Below are 19,795 nucleotides of genomic sequence, written 5' to 3' on the forward strand. Positions count from 1 at the left end.
CGCGCGGGAGAGCGGCACCGGTGCCACGATGCGAAGCATGTCGCGCGTCCTGGCCGTCGCCCCCGTGCTGCCGGGGCCGGCGCACCCGCAGGAACGGATCGCGGACGTCGTCGCGCCGCTGCTCGCCCCCGCGGGGCCGCGGCGCGAGCTGGCCCGGCGGCTGCACCTCGCCTCGGGCGTGCGCACCCGGCACCTGGCGCTCCCGCTGGCCGGGTACGCCCGACCGACGGGGTTCGCCGAGGCCAACGCCCACTTCGCGCGCGTCGGGACGGCGCTCGCGGAGGAGGCGTGCCGTGCGGCGCTCGCGGCGGCGGGGCTCGGCCCGCGGGACGTCGACCTCGTCCTCTTCACGACGGTCACGGGCCTGGGCGCGCCGTCGCTCGACGTCGCCCTCGCGGGACGCCTCGGGCTGCGACCCGACGTGCGGCGCATGCCCTCGTTCGGCCTGGGGTGCGCCGGGGGAGCCGCCGGCCTGGCGCACCTGCACGAGCACCTGGTGGGGCACCCCGACCAGGTGGCGCTGCTGGTCTCGGTCGAGCTGTGCTCCCTCACGTTCCAGCAGGACGACGGATCCACCGCGAACCTCGTCTCCTCCGGGCTGTTCGGCGACGGGGCGAGCGCCGTCGTCGTCGCGGGCGACGACGTCCCGCGCCCGGCCGGGCGCCCGTCCCCGTCGGTGGTGGGCACCCGCAGCCGCCTCTACCCCGGCACCGAGCGGCACCTCGGCTGGGAGGTGCGCGACACGGGGTTCGGCATCGTGCTCTCCGCGGAGCTCCCGCAGCTGCTGCGCGCGCACCTGGCCGGCGACGTCAAGGACCTGCTCGCCGGCCACGGGCTCGAGCCGGGCGACGTCGGCACCTGGGTCGTGCACGCCGGTGGCCCGAAGATCGTCGACGCCGTCCGGGACGCGCTCGACCTGCCGGAGGCGGCGCTCGCGCGCACCCGCGCGACCCTCGCCGCCGAGGGCAACCTCTCGTCGTCGTCGGTGCTGCACGTGCTCGCCGCGACGCTCGACGACGGCGCGCCGCCGCCCGACGGGTGGGCGGTGCTCATGGCGTTCGGGCCGGGCGTGGGCGTCGAGCTGGTGCTGCTGCGCGGTGCGCCCGGAGAGGCCGGAGAGGCCGGGGCGCCCGCGTGAGCGTGCTGCTGTACGCCCTGCTGGTCCTCGCCACCGGGCTCGAGCGGGTGGCGGAGCTGGTGGTCTCGGCGCGCCACGCCCGGTGGTCGTTCGCGCGCGGGGGCGTGGAGAGCGGGCGCGGGCACTTCCCGGCGATGGTGGCGCTGCACTCCGGCCTGCTCGTGGCGTGCGTGGCGGAGGTGGTGGTGGCCGAACGGCCGTTCGTGCCGTGGTTGGGATGGCCGATGCTCGCCGTGGTCCTCGCGAGCCAGGCGCTGCGCTGGTGGTGCATCGCCACCCTGGGGCCACGGTGGAACACGCGCGTGATCGTGGTGCCGGGCCTGCCCCTCGTGCGGCGCGGCCCCTACCGGTGGCTGGCCCACCCCAACTACGTGGCGGTGGTGCTGGAGGGCCTCGCGCTGCCGCTGGTGCACACGGCGTGGGTGACCGCGGTGGCGTTCACGGTGCTGAACGCCTGGCTGCTGCTCCGGTTCCGCATCCCCGCGGAGGAGCGCGCGCTGCGGGCGGCCGGGGCCGCGTGATGGCGGGGGACGGGGCCGACCTCGAGACCGACGTCCTCGTGGTGGGCGGAGGCCCGGTCGGCCTCGCGGCCGCGATCGAGGCGCGGCGTGCCGGGCTGGGCGTCGTGGTGCTCGAGCCGCGCGCCGCGCCGATCGACAAGGCGTGCGGCGAGGGCCTGATGCCCGGCACGCTGGTCGCCGTGCGACGGCTGGGGATCGACCCGCCGGGGTGGCCGCTGCGCGGGATCTCCTACCGGCAGGACGGCGCGGTCGCCGACCACCGGTTCGGCGACGGGCCGGGCCGGGGCGTGCGCCGTACGTCCCTGCACGCGGCGCTGCACGCGGCGGCGCTCGACGCCGGGGCGACGGTGCTGGCCCGCCGCGCCGCCGCCGTCGTGCAGGACGCCGAGGGCGTGGCGACGGCGGGGGTGCGGGCGCGGTGGCTGCTGGGGTGCGACGGGCTGCACTCGCGCGTGCGGCGGGAGGCCGGGCTCGAGGCGGGCGCCGCCGGCCGGGGCACGGCCCGGCCGCGGCGGTACGGCCTGCGCCGGCACTTCCGGGTGCCGCCGTGGTCCGACCTGGTCGAGGTGCACTGGGGCCCGCGGGCCGAGGCGTACGTGACCCCGGTGGCCGAGGACCTCGTGGGCGTCGCCCTGCTCGGCCCGCCGGGCACGGACTTCGCGACCGAGCTCGCCACCCTGCCCGAGCTCGCGGAGCGGGTGGCGGGCGCGCGGCCCGACGGGCCGGTCCGGGGCGCGGGCCCGCTGCGGGTGCGCAGCACGGCGCGCACCGCCGGGCGCGTCCGCCTGGTGGGGGACGCCTCCGGCTACGTCGACGCGCTGACGGGCGAGGGGCTGCGCGTCGGGCTCGCGCAGGCGCGCGCCGTCGTCGCGCACCTCGACGACCCGGCCGGCTACGAGCGCGCGTGGGCCCGGGCGACCCGGGAGGTGCGCCTCCTCACCGCCGGCCTGGTGGCGGCCGCGGCGTCGCCGCTGCGGCGGCGCGTCGTGCCGGCCGCGGTGCGGGCGCCAGGCCTGTACGGAGCCGTCGTGGAGCGCCTCGCGCGCTGAGGGCCGGTCCGGGGCCGCGGCGGCGCGGGCGTCGCGCGGGCGCGTGTCCGAAGGACGGAAGCGCGTGCGCGCGCGGCGCCGTCTCCGCCACGCTGTGCCGCCGCGGGGGCCGCATGGGGAGAGGTCCCCATCCCGCGCAACCCGGGGCAACCGTCGGGCTATCCTGGGCGGCGCTGCCCGCACGCCGTACGTGATCCCGACCGACGACGGTCCCGAACGCACCACCCGACGCACAGCAACCGACGAACGAGGAGTCCCTGGCCCATGGGCTGGTCGAGCACCCTGAAGGACAAGCGCCGCTTCGTGTCCTCGACGTCCGTGATCGCCGTGTCGGCGATCGTCGTCACGGCGGCCGTCGTCTACGACGGGGAGGCCACGGCCGACCTGGACCTCAACGACTCGGGCGTGTGGGTGACCAAGACGGAGACGGGCGAGGTCGGCCGGTTCAACTACGAGTCGCAGGCCCTCGACGGCACGCTCCTCGCCGGCAGCTCCTCGTTCGACGTCCAGCAGGCCGGCCAGCGCGTGCTGCTCGACGACGACGGCGCGTCGTCGGCGGCCCCCGTCGACCCGGCGCACCTCGAGCTCGACGGGGCGCTGAAGGCGCCCAAGGGCGCCCAGGTGATCTCGGGCGGGGCGACGACCGCGGTGGTCGACGCGGCGGGCGGGCGCCTGTGGGTGCTGCCGTTCGAGGGCACGAGCAGCTTCGAGGAGGACCGCACCGACCCGACCGCCGAGTTCAAGGGCAAGGCGACGGGCGCCGTGGGCACGGACGGCACCGTGTACGTGGCGCTGCCGTCGCAGGGCGAGCTGCTCGAGGTGCCGACATCGGCGGGCGGGGCGCCGCGGGCGCCGGAGCGGCACGACCTGCCGGTCGCCCAGGGGGCCGACGTCGAGGTCACCGTGGTGGGCGACGACCCGGTGGTCCTGGACCGCACCGGCGGCCAGCTCGTCCTGGCCGGCGGGGACACGGTGGAGCTCGCGGACGCGGGGGACGCGCGCCTGCAGCAGCCGTCCGCGGAGGCGGACGACGTGCTCGTCGCGACCCCGCAGGGCCTGTTCTCCCAGCCGGTCGGCGGCGGCACGGGGCAGCTGCGGCGCTCCTCGGGCGGCACGCCGTCCGCGCCGGTGCAGGTGGCCGGCTGCTCGTACGCGGCGTGGGTGGCCTCGGGGCAGGGCGCGGTGCTGCGCGACTGCGAGGGCACCGACCGCGACCTGGACACCACGCTGGACGGCCTCGGCACCGACACGGCGCTCGAGTACCGCGTGAACCGGCAGTTCGTCGTGCTCAACGACCTCGCCGCCGGCACGCTGTGGATGGCGGCGAAGAACTTCGAGAAGGTCGACGACTGGAAGGACAAGGAGCCGGTCGACCAGGAGGGCGACGACGGCGAGTCGGAGGACTCCACGCTCGAGCAGGTGGACCAGGTCGTCGTCGACCGGGACAAGCCGAACCACCCCCCGAAGGCGAAGGACGAGACGCTGGGCCTGCGGCCCGGACGCACCACCGTGCTCCCGGTGCTGTCCAACGACTTCGACCAGGACGGCGACACGATCACCGCGTCGGTCGTCGACCCGCCGGAGGCCGACGGCTTCGAGGTGCAGCGCATCATGGGCGGCGCCGCGCTGCAGGTCGTCGCCGACGACGACGTGTCCGGGACGACGTCGTTCACCTACGAGGTCTCGGACGGGCGCCCGAACGGCACCGCGCAGGCCACGACCACGCTCAAGGTCTCCCCGGAGGGCGAGAACGAGGCGCCGACGCAGCCCGGCGAGCCGGTGCTCAAGGTGGAGAGCGGCGGCACGGCGACGATCGACGTGCTGCCGTACTTCCAGGACCCCGACGGCGACGACCTGGTGCTCTCCAGCGCGAGCTCGCAGGCGCGGGGCGACGACGTGTCGTTCGAGCCGGACGGCACGGTCGAGCTGGTCGACGGCGGCGGCTCGACGGGGCGCAAGGTCATCGACCTGACGGTCTCCGACGGCCTCGGCGCGACGGCGGAGGGCAAGCTGCTGGTGGACGTCGTGTCCGGGCAGCAGCCGCCCATCCCGGTGAACGACCACGTCGAGGTGCTCGCGGGCGAGGCCGTGACCGTCTCCCCGCTGGACAACGACGCCGACCCGAACGGCGACGACCTGCAGCTGACGGACGTCGCCGAGGTCTCGGGGGCGGACGTCACGCCGAGCACGGAGACCGACACGTTCACGTTCACGTCGTCGACGCCGGGCAGCTACGACGTCACCTACCAGGTGAGCGACGGCCCGTCCGCGTCGACCGGCCTGGTGCGGGTCGACGTGCTCGCCCCGGACGACGCCCAGGGCGCGCCCGTCGTCGTCGCCGACCGCGCGCTGCTGCCGGCGGGCGGCTCCACGCTCGTCGACGTGCTGGCCAACGACACCGACCCCGCGGGCGGGGTGCTCGTGGTGCAGTCGGTCGAGGCGCCGGAGGACTCGGGCGTGGGCGTCGCGGTGCTCGCGCACCACGTGCTGCGCGTGACCGAGAACCGCCGCCTCGAGGAGCCGGTGACGGTGCGGTACACGGCGTCCAACGGGACGCAGACCGCGGACGGCGAGGTCCGCGTCGTCCCAGTGCCCGCGGCCGCGAAGCTGCAGCCGCCGGAGGCGGAGGCCGACGAGGTCACCGTGCACACCGGCGACGTGGTGACGGTCCCGGTGCTGGAGAACGACACCCACCCGGACGGCCTGGAGCTCACGCTGAACGACGAGCTCGTCGAGGAGCCGGAGGGCGGCGTCGGCGAGGCGTTCGTCGCGGGGGAGGACGTGCGGTTCAAGGCCGGGCCGACCGCCGGGACCACGCACGCGGTGTACGAGGTGACGGACCCCAACGGGCAGAAGGACGCGGCGCAGCTGACGATCCGCGTGCGCGACGGGGCGGAGAACGCCGCCCCGCAGCCGCCCGAGGTCGAGGCGCGCGTGCTGTCGGGCGCCGCCGTGCGCGTCGACGTCGACCTCGAGGGCATCGACCCGGACGGCGACTCCGTGACGCTCACGGGCGTCTCCTCCGCCCCCTCGAAGGGCACCGCGGAGATCCAGGAGGGCTCGCTCGTCTACACGGCGGGGGAGACGTCGTCGGGCACCGACACGTTCACGTACGCCGTGCAGGACGCGCGCGGCGCGACGGCCACGGGCACGGTCCGCGTCGGCATCGCGCTGACCGACGACGGCAACCAGCCGCCCGCGCCCATCGACGACGAGGTGACCGTGCGCCCGGAGCGCACCGTCGCCGTGCCGGTCCTGTCGAACGACTCCGACCCGGACGGCGACCAGATCTCCCTGGTCGACGACGGGCTCGAGGCGGCGAAGGAGTACGAGGGCAAGGTCAAGGACGACCAGGTGGTCGTCGAGAGCCCCGCCGAGGAGGGCACCGGCTCCTTCTACTACACGGTGCAGGACCCGCTGGGCGCCCGCGCCGGCGCCGCGGTCACCGTCAAGACGCGCGAGGACGCCCCGCTGCTGCGGCCGGTGGCGCAGGACGACGTCGTGAGCGACGAGGACGCGTACGCGGCGAAGGGGTCCGTCACCGTGGACGTCCGCGCCAACGACGCCGACCCCGACGGCACCGCGGACGCGCTCGAGGTGTCGGTGGACGACGCCACGGCCGCGACCGGAGTCCGGGTCACCGAGAAGAACACGCTCGTGGTCCCCGTGACCGCCGAGCGCCAGGTGGTCACGTACGCGGTCACCGACGTGGACGGCCTGGAGGCCAAGGCCTTCGTGCACGTGCCGGGCGTCCTCAAGGAGGACCAGCGGCCGCTGCCGAAGCTGCGCAAGGCCGCGCCGATCGAGGTGGTCGCGGGCGAGCCGTTCACGCTCGACCTGACGAAGGTGGTCGAGGTCGCGCCCGGGCACGAGCCCCGCCTGACCGAGGAGGAGAAGGTCTCCGGGCTCGAGGGCGCCGCCGAGGTGACCGGGCCGCAGGAGATCGTCTACACCCCGGCCGAGGACTACTCCGGCCCGGCGTCGGTGACGTTCGAGGTGACCGACGGGTCGGGCCCGGACGACCCGGACGGCCTGAAGGCGCTGCTGACGCAGCCCGTCGTCGTCGTCCCGCCGGAGAACCTGCCGCCCGAGATCACGCACGGCGAGCTCCAGGTCGCGGCCGGCGAGACCGGCACGCTGAACCTGGCACGCCTCGCGAAGGACCCGGACGGCGACGAGCTCACGTTCACGGCCGAGGCCGCGAAGCAGGGCCTGACGGTCACGGTGGCCGGGACCCAGCTCGAGGTCCAGGCGGGCCCCGGGGTGCCGAAGGGCAGCACGGTGCCGATCGAGATCACCGCGAACGACGGCACCAACGCGCCCGTGTCCGGGCAGGTGGACGCCCGCGTCGTGGCCTCCACGCGGGAGCTCGCGCGCGCCAACGACGACCGGGTCTCCGGCGCCCACCAGGGCCAGGCGACCAAGGTCCGCGTGCTCGACAACGACACGAACCCGTTCCCGGGCGAGAAGCTCACCGTGGTCAGCGCCGTGGGCGAGACCGGCTCCGGCACGGTGTCGGTGTCCGGCGACCAGGTCGTGATCACGCCCGACGACAGCTTCGTGGGCGTCATGGTGGTGCGCTACCGCATCCAGGACGCGACCGAGGACCCGGCGCGCGAGGTGGAGGGGCGCGTGCACGTCACCGTGCTCGGCAAGCCCGAGACCCCGCGGGCGCCGCGCGTCGAGGAGGTGCGCTCCGAGACGGTGGTGCTGACCTGGGAGCCGCCGAACGACAACGGCTCGCCGATCACCGGCTACACGGTGCGCAGCAGCCGCGGCGACGAGCAGCAGTGCGCCAGCACCACCTGCACCATCAAGGGGCTGACCAACGACCAGGAGTACACGTTCACGGTCGTCGCGAACAACGACGTCGGCCCCTCGTCGCCGTCGCCCGCCTCCGCGACCGCACGCCCCGACGAGCGTCCCGACCCGCCCGCGGCCCCGAAGCTGAAGTTCGGCGACAAGCAGCTCACGGTGAGCTGGACCAACAAGTCGTACTCCGACCGGTCGCCGATCGAGTGCGTCAACCTGGAGATCTCGCCGGCGCCCGCGTCGGGGGCGATCCAGCAGGAGTGCGTCAGCGGCACGTCGAAGAGCTGGGAGGGGCTCACCAATGGCACCGCGTACCGGGTGCGCGTCCAGGCCGAGAACGGGGCACCGGAGCCGTCCGACTGGGGCGCCTACTCGGCCGAGGAGATCCCGGCGGGCAAGCCCGGGGCGCCCGCGGCGCCCACCGCCACGCGCGTGAACACCGCGCTCGGCGGCCAGGTGAAGGTGACGTGGAAGGCGGCGCCCGCCAACGGCGACACGGCGTCCACGTACTGGCTCGACGTCATGCAGGGCGGGTCGGTGGACAAGACGATCAAGGTCACCGGCGGCCAGCTGTCGCAGACCGTGCAGGGCCTGAGCACCAAGGCCACCTACACGTTCCGCGTGACGGGGCAGAACAAGGCCGGCAAGGGCAAGGCCTCCGCCGCGTCCAAGGCCGTCGTGCCCTACGGCAAGCCCACGACGCCGAGCGGGATCAAGGCGGCGCTCTTCGCCGCGGACAGCACCAGTGGCCGGGCCAAGGTCACCTGGACGAACATCTCGTCGGGCGCCTTCCGCGGGCCGGGCGGCTACTACCAGGTGCGCGCGAACGGCTCCGGCGCCCGCAAGGCCACGACCCCGTTCACGTACACCGGGCTGAAGAACGGCACGAGCTACTCGTTCCAGGTGCGCGCGTGCAACGAGTACGCCTGCTCGGACTGGTCCGGGAAGTCGAACGCGGTCAAGCCGTTCACGAAGCCCGGCACGCCCGGCGTCTCGTGGGCGCGCAGCGGCACGAAGGACGGGTCGTTCAAGGTCACGCAGCCGAGCAGCAACGGCGGCAGCACGCTCAAGCGGATCGAGTACCAGCGGTCCTGGACGGGCAGCGGCAGCTCGACGAGCTACCCGTTCAGCGTGGGCGTCCCGGCCGCGTACTCGAAGAGCTACACGCTCAAGGCGCGCGCCTGCAACGCCGCCGGGTGCAGCGCCTACGTCAGCAAGTCCGGCACCACCGCCGCCGCGCCCAAGCCCACGCTCACCGTCGGCAAGGGCGGCGACGCCCGGAACGACCCGTACGGCGAGTGCACCGACTCGTCGTGCCGCTACCTGACCCTGACGATCAAGAACGCCGCGAAGAACAAGTCGTTCACGTACACCTGCAACGACTCCAACGGGCAGTTCAACAAGTCGACGCTGTCGATCATGCACGACGGGTCGCCGGCGAAGACGAACTCGAGCGGCAACCTGCCCACCGAGGAGGTCTTCTGCCACTACGGCTGGCCGGGCCGGCAGGTCTGGATCAAGACGAGCATCGGTACCACCTCGAAATACACCTGGTAGCGGTCGCGCCGGCCGGACCGTCGGTCCGGCCGGCGCCTCGCCGCCACGACGCCCCTGACCCGCACGACCCGCGCCGCCCGCCGGCGCCGCACACGAGAGAGCAGCCATGACGACGACCACGATGACCCCGGAGCAGGCCGCCTGGTTCGCCCAGACCTTCGACCGCCTGGTCGGCAACGTCGGGCAGGCGGTGCTCGGCAAGGCCCCGGTGGTGCGCCTCGCGCTGACGTGCATGCTGGCCGAGGGCCACCTGCTGCTCGAGGACGCGCCGGGCACGGGCAAGACGTCGCTGGCCCGCGCGCTGGCCGCGAGCGTGCAGGGCACCAGCAGCCGCATCCAGTTCACGCCCGACCTGCTGCCCTCCGACGTCACGGGCGTGACGATCTACGACCAGAAGACCGGCGAGTTCGACTTCCACCCCGGACCGGTGTTCGCCTCGATCGTGCTCGCGGACGAGATCAACCGCGCCTCGCCGAAGACGCAGTCCGCGCTGCTGGAGGTCATGGAGGAGGGCCAGGTCACGGTCGACGGCGTGCCGCACTCCGCCGGGCGCCCCTTCATGGTGATCGCGACGCAGAACCCGATCGAGCAGGCCGGCACCTACCGGCTGCCGGAGGCGCAGCTCGACCGCTTCCTCATGAAGACGTCGGTGGGCTACCCCGACCACGCCTCGACGGTGCAGATCCTCGGCGGGGCGTCGGTGCGCGACCGCAGCGCCGCGCTGACGCCGATCGTCACCACCTCCGCCGTCGTCGAGATGGCCGAGCTGGCGGGCACCACGCACGTGGACCCGGCCGTCCTCGAGTACGTCTCGCGCCTGGCGGAGGAGTCCCGCGCCGCGCTGGAGGTGCGGGTCGGCGTCTCGGTGCGCGGCGCCCTCGCGCTGGTGCGCTGCGCCAAGGTCTGGGCGGCGGCGCACGGCCGCAACTACGTGCTGCCCGACGACGTGAAGCAGCTCGTGCAGCCCGTGTGGGCGCACCGCCTCACGCTCGACCCGGAGGCGGAGTTCGCGGGCACCACCGCCGAGCAGGTGCTGGCCCGGATCCTCGCCGACGTCGCCGCACCGCAGGAGAAGGCCCGGGCATGACCTCGCGCACGTGGCGGCACGACGCCCGGCGCGCGCTGCGGCGCGCGCTCGGGCGCGTCGAGGGACCCTGGGGCCGGGCGCGCGAGCTCGCCTCCCCGGTGACCTCGTCCGTCAGCCCCTTCGGCTGGGCGGTCCTGGCGACCGCCGTCGCCGCGTGGGTGGCGGGCCTGATGGGGTCGTGGCTCGAGGTGCTCGTCGTCGCCGTGCTGCTCACGGTGGTGCTGCTCGGGGCGCTCGCGTTCGTGCTGGGCCGGCTGCGCTACGCGGTGCACCTCGACCTGGCCCAGCGCCGCGTGACCGTCGGCGAGCGCGCCGTCGGCCGCCTGGAGGTGCGCAACCCGACCCAGCGGCCGCTGCTGCCGTCGGTCATGGAGGTGCCGGTCGGCGCCGGATCGGCCGCGTTCCCCGTGCCCCGCCTGCGGCCGGGCGGCACGCACGAGGAGATCTTCACCGTGCCGACCCGCCGCCGCTGCGTCATCCCGGTGGGCCCCGTGCGCTCCGTGCGCTCGGACCCCCTGGGCCTGCTGCGCCGCGAGGTGCAGCTCACCCAGGTCGAGGAGCTGTTCGTGCACCCGGTGACGAAGCCGCTCACCGGGTCGTCCACGGGCTTCCTCAAGGACCTCGAGGGCCGCGTCACCACGGACCTGTCCGACTCCGACGTGTCGTTCCACGCGCTGCGCGACTACGTGCCCGGCGACGACCTGCGGCACGTGCACTGGAAGACGACGGCCCGCACCGGCCAGCTCGTCGTGCGGCAGTTCGAGGAGACGCGCCGCTCTCACCTGGCCGTGCTGCTCTCGACGCGCCACGACGACTACGCGAGCGACGACGAGTTCGAGCTCGCGGTCAGCGTGTGCGGCTCGCTCGGCCTGCAGGCCATCCGCGAGGACCGCGGCGTCACCGTGCTCGTGAACGACGGGCGGCTGCGCGGCGACGACCGCACGCGCCTGCTCGACGACCTCGCCCGGGTCGAGACGACGTCCGCGACCCGCGCGCGGCTCGCCGACGTCGCGCGGCTGGCGGGGCAGACCATCACCGACGCGTCCGTCGTGGCGTTCGTCGTGGGCAGCGGGGTGCGCCCGGCCGAGCTGCGGGCCGCCTCGGCACGCCTGCCGCAGAACGTGCAGGTCGTCGCGCTGCAGTGCGTGCCGGGGTCGTCCATGAGCCGGCACACCGTGGCCGAGCTGACCGTGCTCACCCTCGGCAGCCTCGGCGAGCTGCCGCTCGCGATGCGGAGGATGAACGAGCGATGACCGAGGTGCACACCCAGGGCACCCAGGGCACGACGCGCCGTCGAGGCCCCGCGCCCCGCGCCCTGACCCGGGCCGGCGCGGTCGACGGCGCCGTCCTGGTGCTGCTGCTCGCCGCCGTCGTCGTGGGCTTCGGGCCCGTGTGGGGGTCGACGGGCTACCTGCTGCCCGCGGGCGGCGGCGCCGTGGTCGGCCTGCTGATCGCGTGGCTGGGCGCCTGGCGGCGCTGGCCCGTGCTCACGGTCGCCGCCGTGACGATCGTCGGCTACTTCGTGCTCGGCGGCGCCCTGGCGCTGCCCGCCACGACGCTGGGCGGGGCGGTGCCCACGCTCTCCACGGTGCGCGGGCTGGCGCTCGGGTCCGTGGAGAGCTGGAAGGAGTTCGTCACCTCCCCGCCGCCGCTGCTGTCGTTCCCCGACCTGGCCGTGGTGCCGTACCTGCTGATGCTCGTCGTGGCGGTGCTCGCCGGCACGATCGCGTGGCGGGCCCGGTTCGCGGCCTGGGCGATGCTGCCCCTGGTGGCCGGCCTCGTCGGCGTGATCCTGCTCGGCACGGTCGACGAGGCGCTGCCGCTGGCGCAGGGCCTGGTGCTCGGCGCCGTCGGGCTGCTGTGGTCGGCGCTGCGGGTGGTCGAGGGGCGCCTCGGGACGCACTCGGTCACGACGGAGGCGAGCACCGAGGCGACCCGCCGGCTGCGCTGGTACCGGTTCCGCACGGGCGCGATGGTGCTGGGCGTGGCGGCGGTGGTGGCGGCCGTCGCCGCTCCCGCCCTGCTGCCCGCGGACCCCCGCACCGTGCTGCGCGACGAGATCACCCCGCCGCTCGACCTGCACCAGTACGTGACGCCGCTCGCGTCGTTCCGCGAGTACGCCAAGGACAAGCGGGAGACGGAGCTCTTCCGCGTCGAGGGGCTGCCCGAGGGGGCGCGGGTGCGGCTCGCGACCCTCGACTCCTACGACGGCGTCGTGTTCGCCGCGTCGAGCGACCTGCCCGGGTCCGGGGTCTACACCCGCGCCGGCGCCCAGATCGCGACCGCGGGCGACGCCGCCCGACGGCCGGTCACGGTGCAGGTGCTCGACTACTCGGGCGTGTGGCTGCCCGACGTCGGCGCCGTCACGGGGATCACCTGGGAGGGCGACCGGGCCGACGAGCACGCCGCCGGCACCTACTACAACGCCACCACGGGCACGCTGCTGGCGACCGAGGGCGTCGGCGCGGGCGACTCCTACGAAGTGCAGGCCCAGGTGGCGCCGGCCCCGTCGGAGGAGGACCTGCGCGCGGGGGCGATCGACACCGACGTCGAGCTGCCGCCGCTGCCGAAGGACGACGTCCCGGCGTCCACGAGCGACAAGGCGGGGCAGTTCATGGGCGACGCGACCGACCCCGTGGAGCGGCTGTTCGCGCTGCGCGACGGCCTGGTGGCCTCCGGCATCTTCTCGAGCGGGCTGGAGGGCCAGTCGTTCTCGCGGCCGGGCCACTTCGCGGCGCGCATCGACGCGCTGCTCGCGGACGAGGAGATGGTCGGCGACGACGAGCAGTTCGCCGTCGCGCTCGCACTCATGGCTCGCGAGGCCGGCATCCCCGCCCGGGTGACCATGGGCTTCTACCCGGAGAAGGGCACGCTCGAGCCGGGCGACCCGTACGTCGCCACGGGCCAGGACGTGCACGCCTGGGTCGAGGTCCCGTTCGAGGGGTACGGCTGGGCGCCGATCGACGCCGTGCCCGACGAGGACTCCAAGGTCCAGCCCCAGCCGCGCAGCAAGCAGGTGCCCAAGCCGCCGGTGCTCGACGAGCCGGAGCCGCCGGAGGAGCCCGCCGACGACATCCCGGGCGAGACCGAGGACACCGACGACGACGACCAGGACGGGGCGGGCTTCGACTGGGGCCTGGCCGCCCTGGTGGTCGCGGCCGTGGTGGTGCCGCTGGCGCTGCTGGCCTCGCCGTTCCTCGTGATCCTGGCGCTCAAGGCGCGCCGTCGCACCCGGCGGCGGACCACCGGGCGCCCGTCCGACCGGATGAGCGGGGGATGGCGCGAGGTGGTGGACACCGCCACGGACCTCGGCACCGGCGTCCCGCCGGGCGCCACCCGCCGGGAGGGCGCGCAGGCGCTGGGCGAGCGGTTCGGCGACACGGGGCACGTGGCGCTGGCGCACCGCGCGGACGCCAGCGTCTTCGGCGGCGCCGAGCCGAGCCCGCAGGAGGCGGAGGCCTACTGGGCCGACGTCGCCACCGTGGTGGGCGGGCTGCGCTCCGGCGTGCGCCGGCGCGACCGGTGGCGGGCCGCGGTCTCGCTCCGCTCCCTGCGCGGGGGCGACGGGTCTCGGGGGCCGGCACGGTGGCTCGCGTGGTGGCCGGCCGTGCGCGCGCGGCTACCGTGGGGCCGGCCGTCCGCGGCGGCGCGCCCCGACAGCGAGCAGCAGCACCGGAACGAGCACGGGAACGAGAACGGGGAATCCCGATGACGGACATCACCTGCGCGGCCTGTGGCAGCGCCCAGCCCGCCGGCGCGGCGCTGTGCGCGCTGTGCGGCACGGAGTTCCCGCGCACCGGGCAGCGGGTGCCGCAGGACCCGCGGCGACCGGCCGGCGGCATCTTCGCCCACCAGGTGCCCGAGGCCGCGCCCGCCGGCGCGGGCCCGTCGGCCGGGGCGCCGGCGTCGCCCGACACGGTGGCGGCGGGAATCCCCTTCGCCGCACCTGCGGGCGGGGTGCCGGCGGGCGCCACGACCGCGGGCACCGGTCGCCGGTTCGCGGCGTGGCTGATCGACGGCGTCGCGATGGGGGTGCTGCCGTTCGTGGCGCTCCTCGTCGGGCTCGGGACGGCCGGGGTGCCGCTCACCGGCGGCGTCGTCCAGGTCACGCCGGAGGAGGCCGCGGCGATCGCCGCCCGGATCGTGGGCGCGTACGTCGTGGCCGCCGTCGTGGCCCTCGCCTGCTGGGTGGCGCTGGTGCTCGTCGAGGGGCGCACCGGCCGCACGGTCGGCGGCGCGCTGCTGGGGCTGCGCACGCTCGACGAGCAGACGTACCAGCCCCTCGGGTTCTGGCGCGCCGCGCTGCGCTGGATCATCATCGGCGCCGGCACGGTCGTGCTGGGGATCGGGCAGTTCGTGGTGCTGGCGAGCCCCTCGTTCGACGGGCCGCGCCGTCAGGGCTGGCACGACAAGGCCGCCCGCGCCGTGGTGCTGCACCGACCCAGGGACGCCGGGCCCGAGCCGATCACCTCGCTGACCGCGTTCGCCGCCCCCGCACCCGTCGCGGCAGCGGCTCCCGCTGCCGCGCAGGCTCCGGCCGCGGCACCCGCGGCACCCGCGGCACCCGCGGCGCCGGCCGCCCCGGCGCCGGCGGAGGCGGAGGCCGCCCCCGCCGAGCCGGCGCGCGCCGCGACGCCGGACCCCTGGGAGTTCCCCTCCGCTCCGGCCCCGGCCGAGGGGCTGATCACGCGCGTCCCCGGCGTCGTGCAGGGCGGCGCGCCCGCACCGGCCGCTGCCGCCCCCTCCCCGGGCCCAGCGGCGCCCGCCCCGGCGGCCCCCGCCGCGGCGCAGGTCGAGCAGCCGGCCGCGCCGCAGGTCGAGGACGCGGCCGACGAGCCGGTCGACGGGCAGACGCGCATGGTGCCCGTCGCCCCGCGCCCGGCCGCCCTCGTGCTCGACTCGGGGGAGACGGTCGCCGTGGTCACGGCCCCGACGCTCGTGGGCCGCAACCCGCAGTCGCCCGCCGGCGAGACGTGGACCACCGTCGTCGTGCCGGACAGCACCCGGTCCGTCTCCAAGACGCACGCCGAGCTGTACCCGGACCCGAGCGGCCTGTGGGTCGTGGACCGGGGCTCGACCAACGGCACCGTGGTGTCGGCGCCCGGGCAGCGACCGCGGATCGTGGCGGCCGGCGCGCGCGTCCGGGTGCCGTTCGACGCGACGCTGCACCTGGGGGACTGCCCGGTGAAGATCGTCCGGGGCGACGCGTGAGCGCCGCCGGGGGGACGCCCCTCGACCTCCCGCTCGAGGTGCGGTGGGGCGCCGCGACGCACCGCGGCGCCCGGCGGACCCTCAACGAGGACAGCCTCCTCGCGTCGGGGCGGGCGTTCGTCGTCGCGGACGGCATGGGCGGCCACGACGCCGGCGAGGTCGCGAGCCGGGTCGCGGTCGAGGCCCTCGAGCCGCTGTCCGCGGGCCTGCGCGAGGCGGCGGGCGAGAGCGCCACGCACGACGTCGAGGAGCGCCTCGCGATCGCGCACGAGCGGCTGCAGGAGATCGGCACCGCGCCCGGCCGCGGCGCCGGGACCACGATCACCGGCGTGATCCTCGTGGAGCACGAGGGCGCCCCCTACTGGCTGGTCCTCAACCTGGGCGACTCGCGCACCTACCTCCTGGTCGACGGGAGCCTGGAGCAGGTGAGCGTGGACCACTCCGAGGTGCAGGAGCTCCTCGACGCCGGGGAGATCACCGCCGCCCAGGCGCGCACGCACCCGCGCCGGCACGTCGTGACGCGGGCCCTGGGCCCGGGCCCGCGCCCTGCGGCCGACTTCTGGTTCCTGCCCGTGGGCGCGCACGACCGGATGCTGATCTGCTCGGACGGCCTCACGGTCGAGCTCGACGACGCCCGGATCGCGAAGATCCTGCTCGCGGCCCCGGACCCTCAGGTGGCGGCCGACCGTCTGGTCGCGGAGGCTCTGCATGCCGGGGGGCGGGACAACATCACCGTGGTGGTGGTGGACGCGGCCTCGGCGGACGACGACCCGGGCGCCGAGCACACGGCCCCGCGGGCCGAGACCGAGACGGACGACGAGGACACGCTGCCCCGCGCGCACGGGCTCGTGATGGGAGGACCGCTGTGACCGCGACCGCGCGATACACGCCGGGCGACGACGTCGCCGTCGTGCACGACCGGGCGTGGGCGCTGCTGCCGGCGTCCGCGTCGGCGACGGCCGGCCCGCTGTGGGAGGCGGGGGCCGCGGGCACGCCCCGCGTCACCGCCGTGGTGGACGTGCTGACGGCGCACTTCGGGCTCGACCTCGCGACCCTGCCGGACTTCGCCGCGGCCACGGTCGCCGGGGACCGGGAGGCGCACGTGCTCGTGCGCGGCGGCTTCCGGGTGCGCTGCGAGACCGCGGACGGGCCGGTGGACGTCGAGGGCTCCGGGGTCTCCACGTGGCAGGAGCGCCGCGTCGCGGGCGTGCACGCCGTGCGGCTCGACCGGGTCGGCGCCGCCGCGGACGACGCCGACGGCGCCGGCACGGCCTCCTGGCCGGTGCGGCAAGGCGTGGTCCGGGCCGCCGCGGTGTCGGCGGCCCTGGACGGTGCGGGCGGTGCTGAGGGTGCAGGTGGCGCTGACGGCGCCGGCCTTCCCGTCCTCGTCGAGGCCGCGCCCGCCGACCGCCCGGCGCCCGCCGACCGCCCCGCGGCGTCCGGACGTCCCGCTCCCGCGGACGACGTCGCGCCGCCGCGGCCGGAGCCGGCGACGCTCGTCGGGCTCTCCGAGACCTTCGCCCCGTCCGTCGAGACGGTGCTCCCCGAGCCCGAGCCTGAGCCGGAGCTCGAGGGGACGCCGCCGGTGGCGGAGGACGGGGCCGGCGCCGACGTGCCGGCGGACGCGGGGGCCGTGCAGGACGCTGTGCAGGACGCCGGGCCGCAGGACGAGCAGCCCGACGAGCCGGCGTTCGCCGGCTACACGCACCTGTGGGGCGAGACGATCGCGCGCAGCGTGGAGGACGCCGCCGTGCGCCTGGCCGCGGACGACGAGCACGACGAGCACGAGGCGGCGGCCGGGGCGTCCGGCCCCGCGTCGTCCGGCCCCGAGACCGGGGCGGTGGCCGCCGACGCCCCGGTGGACCCCGCCGCCACGGTCGCGCCGGAGGCGGCGGACCTCGCCGGCCCGCCGCCGGCGCCCCTCGACGACGGACCCGGGCTGATCTCGGGCGTGCCCCGGTCCTGGGGCGGGGCACCGGCCGCCGCGCCGGAGCCCGTCACGCCGCCGGCCCCGCCGGTCTCTGCTCCCGGCACCGCGCCCGGCCCCGCCACCGACACACCGCCGGAGGAGGACGCCGCGGACGACGACCACGACGGGCACACCGTGATGGGGTCGCAGATCGCCGCGCTGCGCGCGCAGGCGGTGGCGCAGCCGGCCCTCGCGGGCCCGGCGCCCGCCGACCCGGCCGGCGGCGCGTCGGCGCCCGGGCCGGCGCTCGCCTCCGGACCGCAGGTGCTGGCCCGCGTGTGCCCCTCGGGGCACGCCAACCCGCCGTCGCGCGACGACTGCCGCGAGTGCGGCGCCGCCCTGCAGGGTGACGCCGCGCCCGCCCCGCGGCCGCCGCTCGGGCAGGTGCGGGTCTCCGACGGGAGCGCCGTGGACCTGGACCGCCCGCTCGTCGTCGGCCGGCGGCCCCGCTCGCCGCGCTCCGCGGCGGCCGAGATGCCGCGCCTCGTGACGGTGCCCAGCCCGCAGAACGACGTCTCGCGCTCGCACGTGTCCGTGCAGCTGGAGGGCTGGCACGTGCTGGCCAGCGACCTGGCGACCACCAACGGCACGGTGCTGCTGCGGCCCGGGCAGGCGCCGCAGCGGCTGCACCCGAACGAGCCGACGCTGCTCGCGGACGGTGACGTCGTCGACCTCGGCGACGGCGTGACCCTGAGCTTCGAGGGGCTGTGGTGAGCAAGAGAGCCCCCGCACCGCCGCCGCAGATCGACGGGTTCGAGTACATCTCGCTCATCGGCTCCGGCGGCTTCGCCGACGTCTTCCTGTACCAGCAGCACCGACCGCGCCGCCGCGTCGCGGTCAAGGTGCTGCTCACCGAGCGCGACAGCGGCCGCCGCGCCGCGTTCGAGTCCGAGGCCGACCTCATGGCCTCGCTGTCGAGCCACCCGTCGATCGCGACCATCTACGAGGCGGACATCGCCCAGGACGGCCGCCCGTACCTGGCGATGGAGTACTGCCCCCGCCCCAACCTCGGGCAGCGCTACCGCAGGGAGCGCTTCTCGGTGGCCGAGGCGCTGCGGACCACGATCCAGGTCGCGGGCGCCGTCGAGACCGCGCACCGGGCCGGCATCATCCACCGCGACATCAAGCCGGCCAACGTGCTCGTCACCGAGTACGGGCACCCGGCGCTGACCGACTTCGGCATCTCTGCCACGCTCGGCGACAGCGGCGAGGCCGAGGGCATGTCGATCCCGTGGTCGCCGCCGGAGGCGTTCTCCGACCCGCCGCTGTCCGGCGTCGCGACCGACGTCTGGGCGCTCGCGGCCACGCTGTACACGCTGCTCGCCGGGCGCACGCCGTTCGAGGTGCCGGGAGGCGGGAACACGTCCGCCGACCTGGTCGCGCGGATCACGGGGACGCCGCTGCCGCCGGTGGGGCGCAGCGACCTGCCGCCGTCGCTGGAGGGCGTGCTGTCCACCGCGATGGCCAAGCGGCCCGAGGCGCGCTACCCGTCGGCGCTCGCGTTCGCCCGGGCGCTGCAGCGCGCCCAGGGCGAGCTGGCGCTGGCGCACACGCCCGTCGACGTCCTGGACGACTCGGGCCAGGTGCACGCGGACGACGCCATCGACGACCTCGACGACGACGCCCCCGGCACCCGGCTGCGCGAGGTCGTCTCGGTCGACCCGTCGCCGTCGCGGCCCTCCGCGCCGCGGCCGCCGGCGGCGTCCTGGGGCGCCCCCGCGCCCGCCGCCCCCGACGTCGCGCCGGGACGTCCCGCGGCGCCGTCGAACCCTGCCGCGAGCTCTGCCGTGAGCCCTGCCACGAGCCCGTCCACGGGCGGGTACGTGCCCGTGCTCGACGGCGGTGCGCCGGCCGCCGACACGGGGTGGACCACCGGCCCGGGCACCGGGCTGCCCGGCGTGCCGGACGAGGAGACGGTCTACCGGTCGGCGTCCGCGGCCCCGTCGCGCGCGAGCATGCCGGACGGGCCCGGGGGTCCCGAGGACGACCCCCGGCCCCGGCGCCGCGTGGTGGGCCTGGTCGTGGGCGGCGTCGTGCTGGCGGTCGTCGCGGTGGGCGTGCTGGTCGGGCTCCTGAACGGGCTCGGCGAGGCCGACGACCCGACGGCCTCCGCCACGGGCGGGTCGGCGTCGGAGCAGCCCGCCCCGGCCGAGGACAACCTGGGCGACCTCGTGCCGCCGGTGCAGGGCCTCGCCGGCAAGGCGGACGGCGACGAGGCGGTCTTCAGCTGGAAGCCGCCGAAGGGCGCCCAGGACGGCGACTCGTACGCCTGGGCGAAGCTCAGCCTGACCGGGGACGCGCCCTACGAGCCCACCGACTCCACGCGCGTCTCCGTCCCGCTCGACTCCGGCGAGACGTGCGTCTCGGTCGTGGTCGTGCGCAACGGCAAGCCCTCGGCGCAGCCGCAGGACGCCTGCGTGACGGCGCCATGACCCGCCGGACGGGCCGCTC

At 76.2% G+C, this 19,795-nt stretch carries 11 protein-coding genes; all 11 read left to right on the forward strand.

What is annotated here, in order from left to right:
- The first annotated feature begins 37 nt into the window (after positions 1 to 37).
- On the forward strand, positions 38 to 1,138 hold the full coding sequence (locus tag AAG589_RS06220) for a type III polyketide synthase (RefSeq protein ID WP_430566406.1): 1,101 nt from the start codon (positions 38 to 40) through the stop codon (positions 1,136 to 1,138).
- Positions 1,135 to 1,659, forward strand: coding sequence for an isoprenylcysteine carboxyl methyltransferase family protein (locus AAG589_RS06225; protein WP_430566407.1), 525 nt, complete (start codon positions 1,135 to 1,137; stop codon positions 1,657 to 1,659). Before AAG589_RS06220 ends, AAG589_RS06225 begins: the two co-directional genes overlap by 4 nt.
- A complete protein-coding gene (locus AAG589_RS06230) occupies positions 1,659 to 2,708 on the forward strand; it encodes an NAD(P)/FAD-dependent oxidoreductase (RefSeq protein WP_430566408.1) in 1,050 nt (349 codons plus the stop codon). Before AAG589_RS06225 ends, AAG589_RS06230 begins: the two co-directional genes overlap by 1 nt.
- A gap of 264 nt (positions 2,709 to 2,972) precedes the next feature.
- Positions 2,973 to 9,077, forward strand: a complete 6,105-nt coding sequence (locus AAG589_RS06235; RefSeq protein ID WP_430566409.1) for an Ig-like domain-containing protein — start codon at positions 2,973 to 2,975, stop codon at positions 9,075 to 9,077.
- A gap of 106 nt (positions 9,078 to 9,183) precedes the next feature.
- Complete coding sequence (locus AAG589_RS06240; protein ID WP_430566410.1) at positions 9,184 to 10,164, forward strand: AAA family ATPase; 981 nt, start codon at positions 9,184 to 9,186, stop codon at positions 10,162 to 10,164.
- Positions 10,161 to 11,417, forward strand: a complete 1,257-nt coding sequence (locus AAG589_RS06245; protein ID WP_430566411.1) for a DUF58 domain-containing protein — start codon at positions 10,161 to 10,163, stop codon at positions 11,415 to 11,417. Before AAG589_RS06240 ends, AAG589_RS06245 begins: the two co-directional genes overlap by 4 nt.
- Positions 11,414 to 13,876 carry a transglutaminase-like domain-containing protein gene (locus tag AAG589_RS06250; RefSeq protein WP_430566412.1) on the forward strand — a complete coding sequence of 821 codons (2,463 nt, stop codon included), beginning with the start codon at positions 11,414 to 11,416 and terminating at the stop codon, positions 13,874 to 13,876. The genes AAG589_RS06245 and AAG589_RS06250 overlap by 4 nt, the downstream gene beginning before the upstream one ends.
- On the forward strand, positions 13,873 to 15,375 hold the full coding sequence (locus AAG589_RS06255; protein ID WP_430566413.1) for an RDD family protein: 1,503 nt from the start codon (positions 13,873 to 13,875) through the stop codon (positions 15,373 to 15,375). The genes AAG589_RS06250 and AAG589_RS06255 overlap by 4 nt, the downstream gene beginning before the upstream one ends.
- On the forward strand, positions 15,372 to 16,244 hold the full coding sequence (locus AAG589_RS06260) for a PP2C family protein-serine/threonine phosphatase (RefSeq protein ID WP_430566414.1): 873 nt from the start codon (positions 15,372 to 15,374) through the stop codon (positions 16,242 to 16,244). Before AAG589_RS06255 ends, AAG589_RS06260 begins: the two co-directional genes overlap by 4 nt.
- The gene (locus tag AAG589_RS06265; protein WP_430566415.1) at positions 16,241 to 18,058 is read left to right on the forward strand and encodes an FHA domain-containing protein; all 1,818 of its coding nucleotides are present in this window, start codon (positions 16,241 to 16,243) and stop codon (positions 18,056 to 18,058) included. The genes AAG589_RS06260 and AAG589_RS06265 overlap by 4 nt, the downstream gene beginning before the upstream one ends.
- Positions 18,055 to 19,776 carry a serine/threonine-protein kinase gene (locus AAG589_RS06270; RefSeq protein ID WP_430566416.1) on the forward strand — a complete coding sequence of 574 codons (1,722 nt, stop codon included), beginning with the start codon at positions 18,055 to 18,057 and terminating at the stop codon, positions 19,774 to 19,776. The genes AAG589_RS06265 and AAG589_RS06270 overlap by 4 nt, the downstream gene beginning before the upstream one ends.
- The last annotated feature ends 19 nt before the right edge of the window (positions 19,777 to 19,795 follow it).

Source organism: Isoptericola sp. F-RaC21 (assembly GCF_038593535.1).
Classification (GTDB): domain Bacteria; phylum Actinomycetota; class Actinomycetes; order Actinomycetales; family Cellulomonadaceae; genus Isoptericola.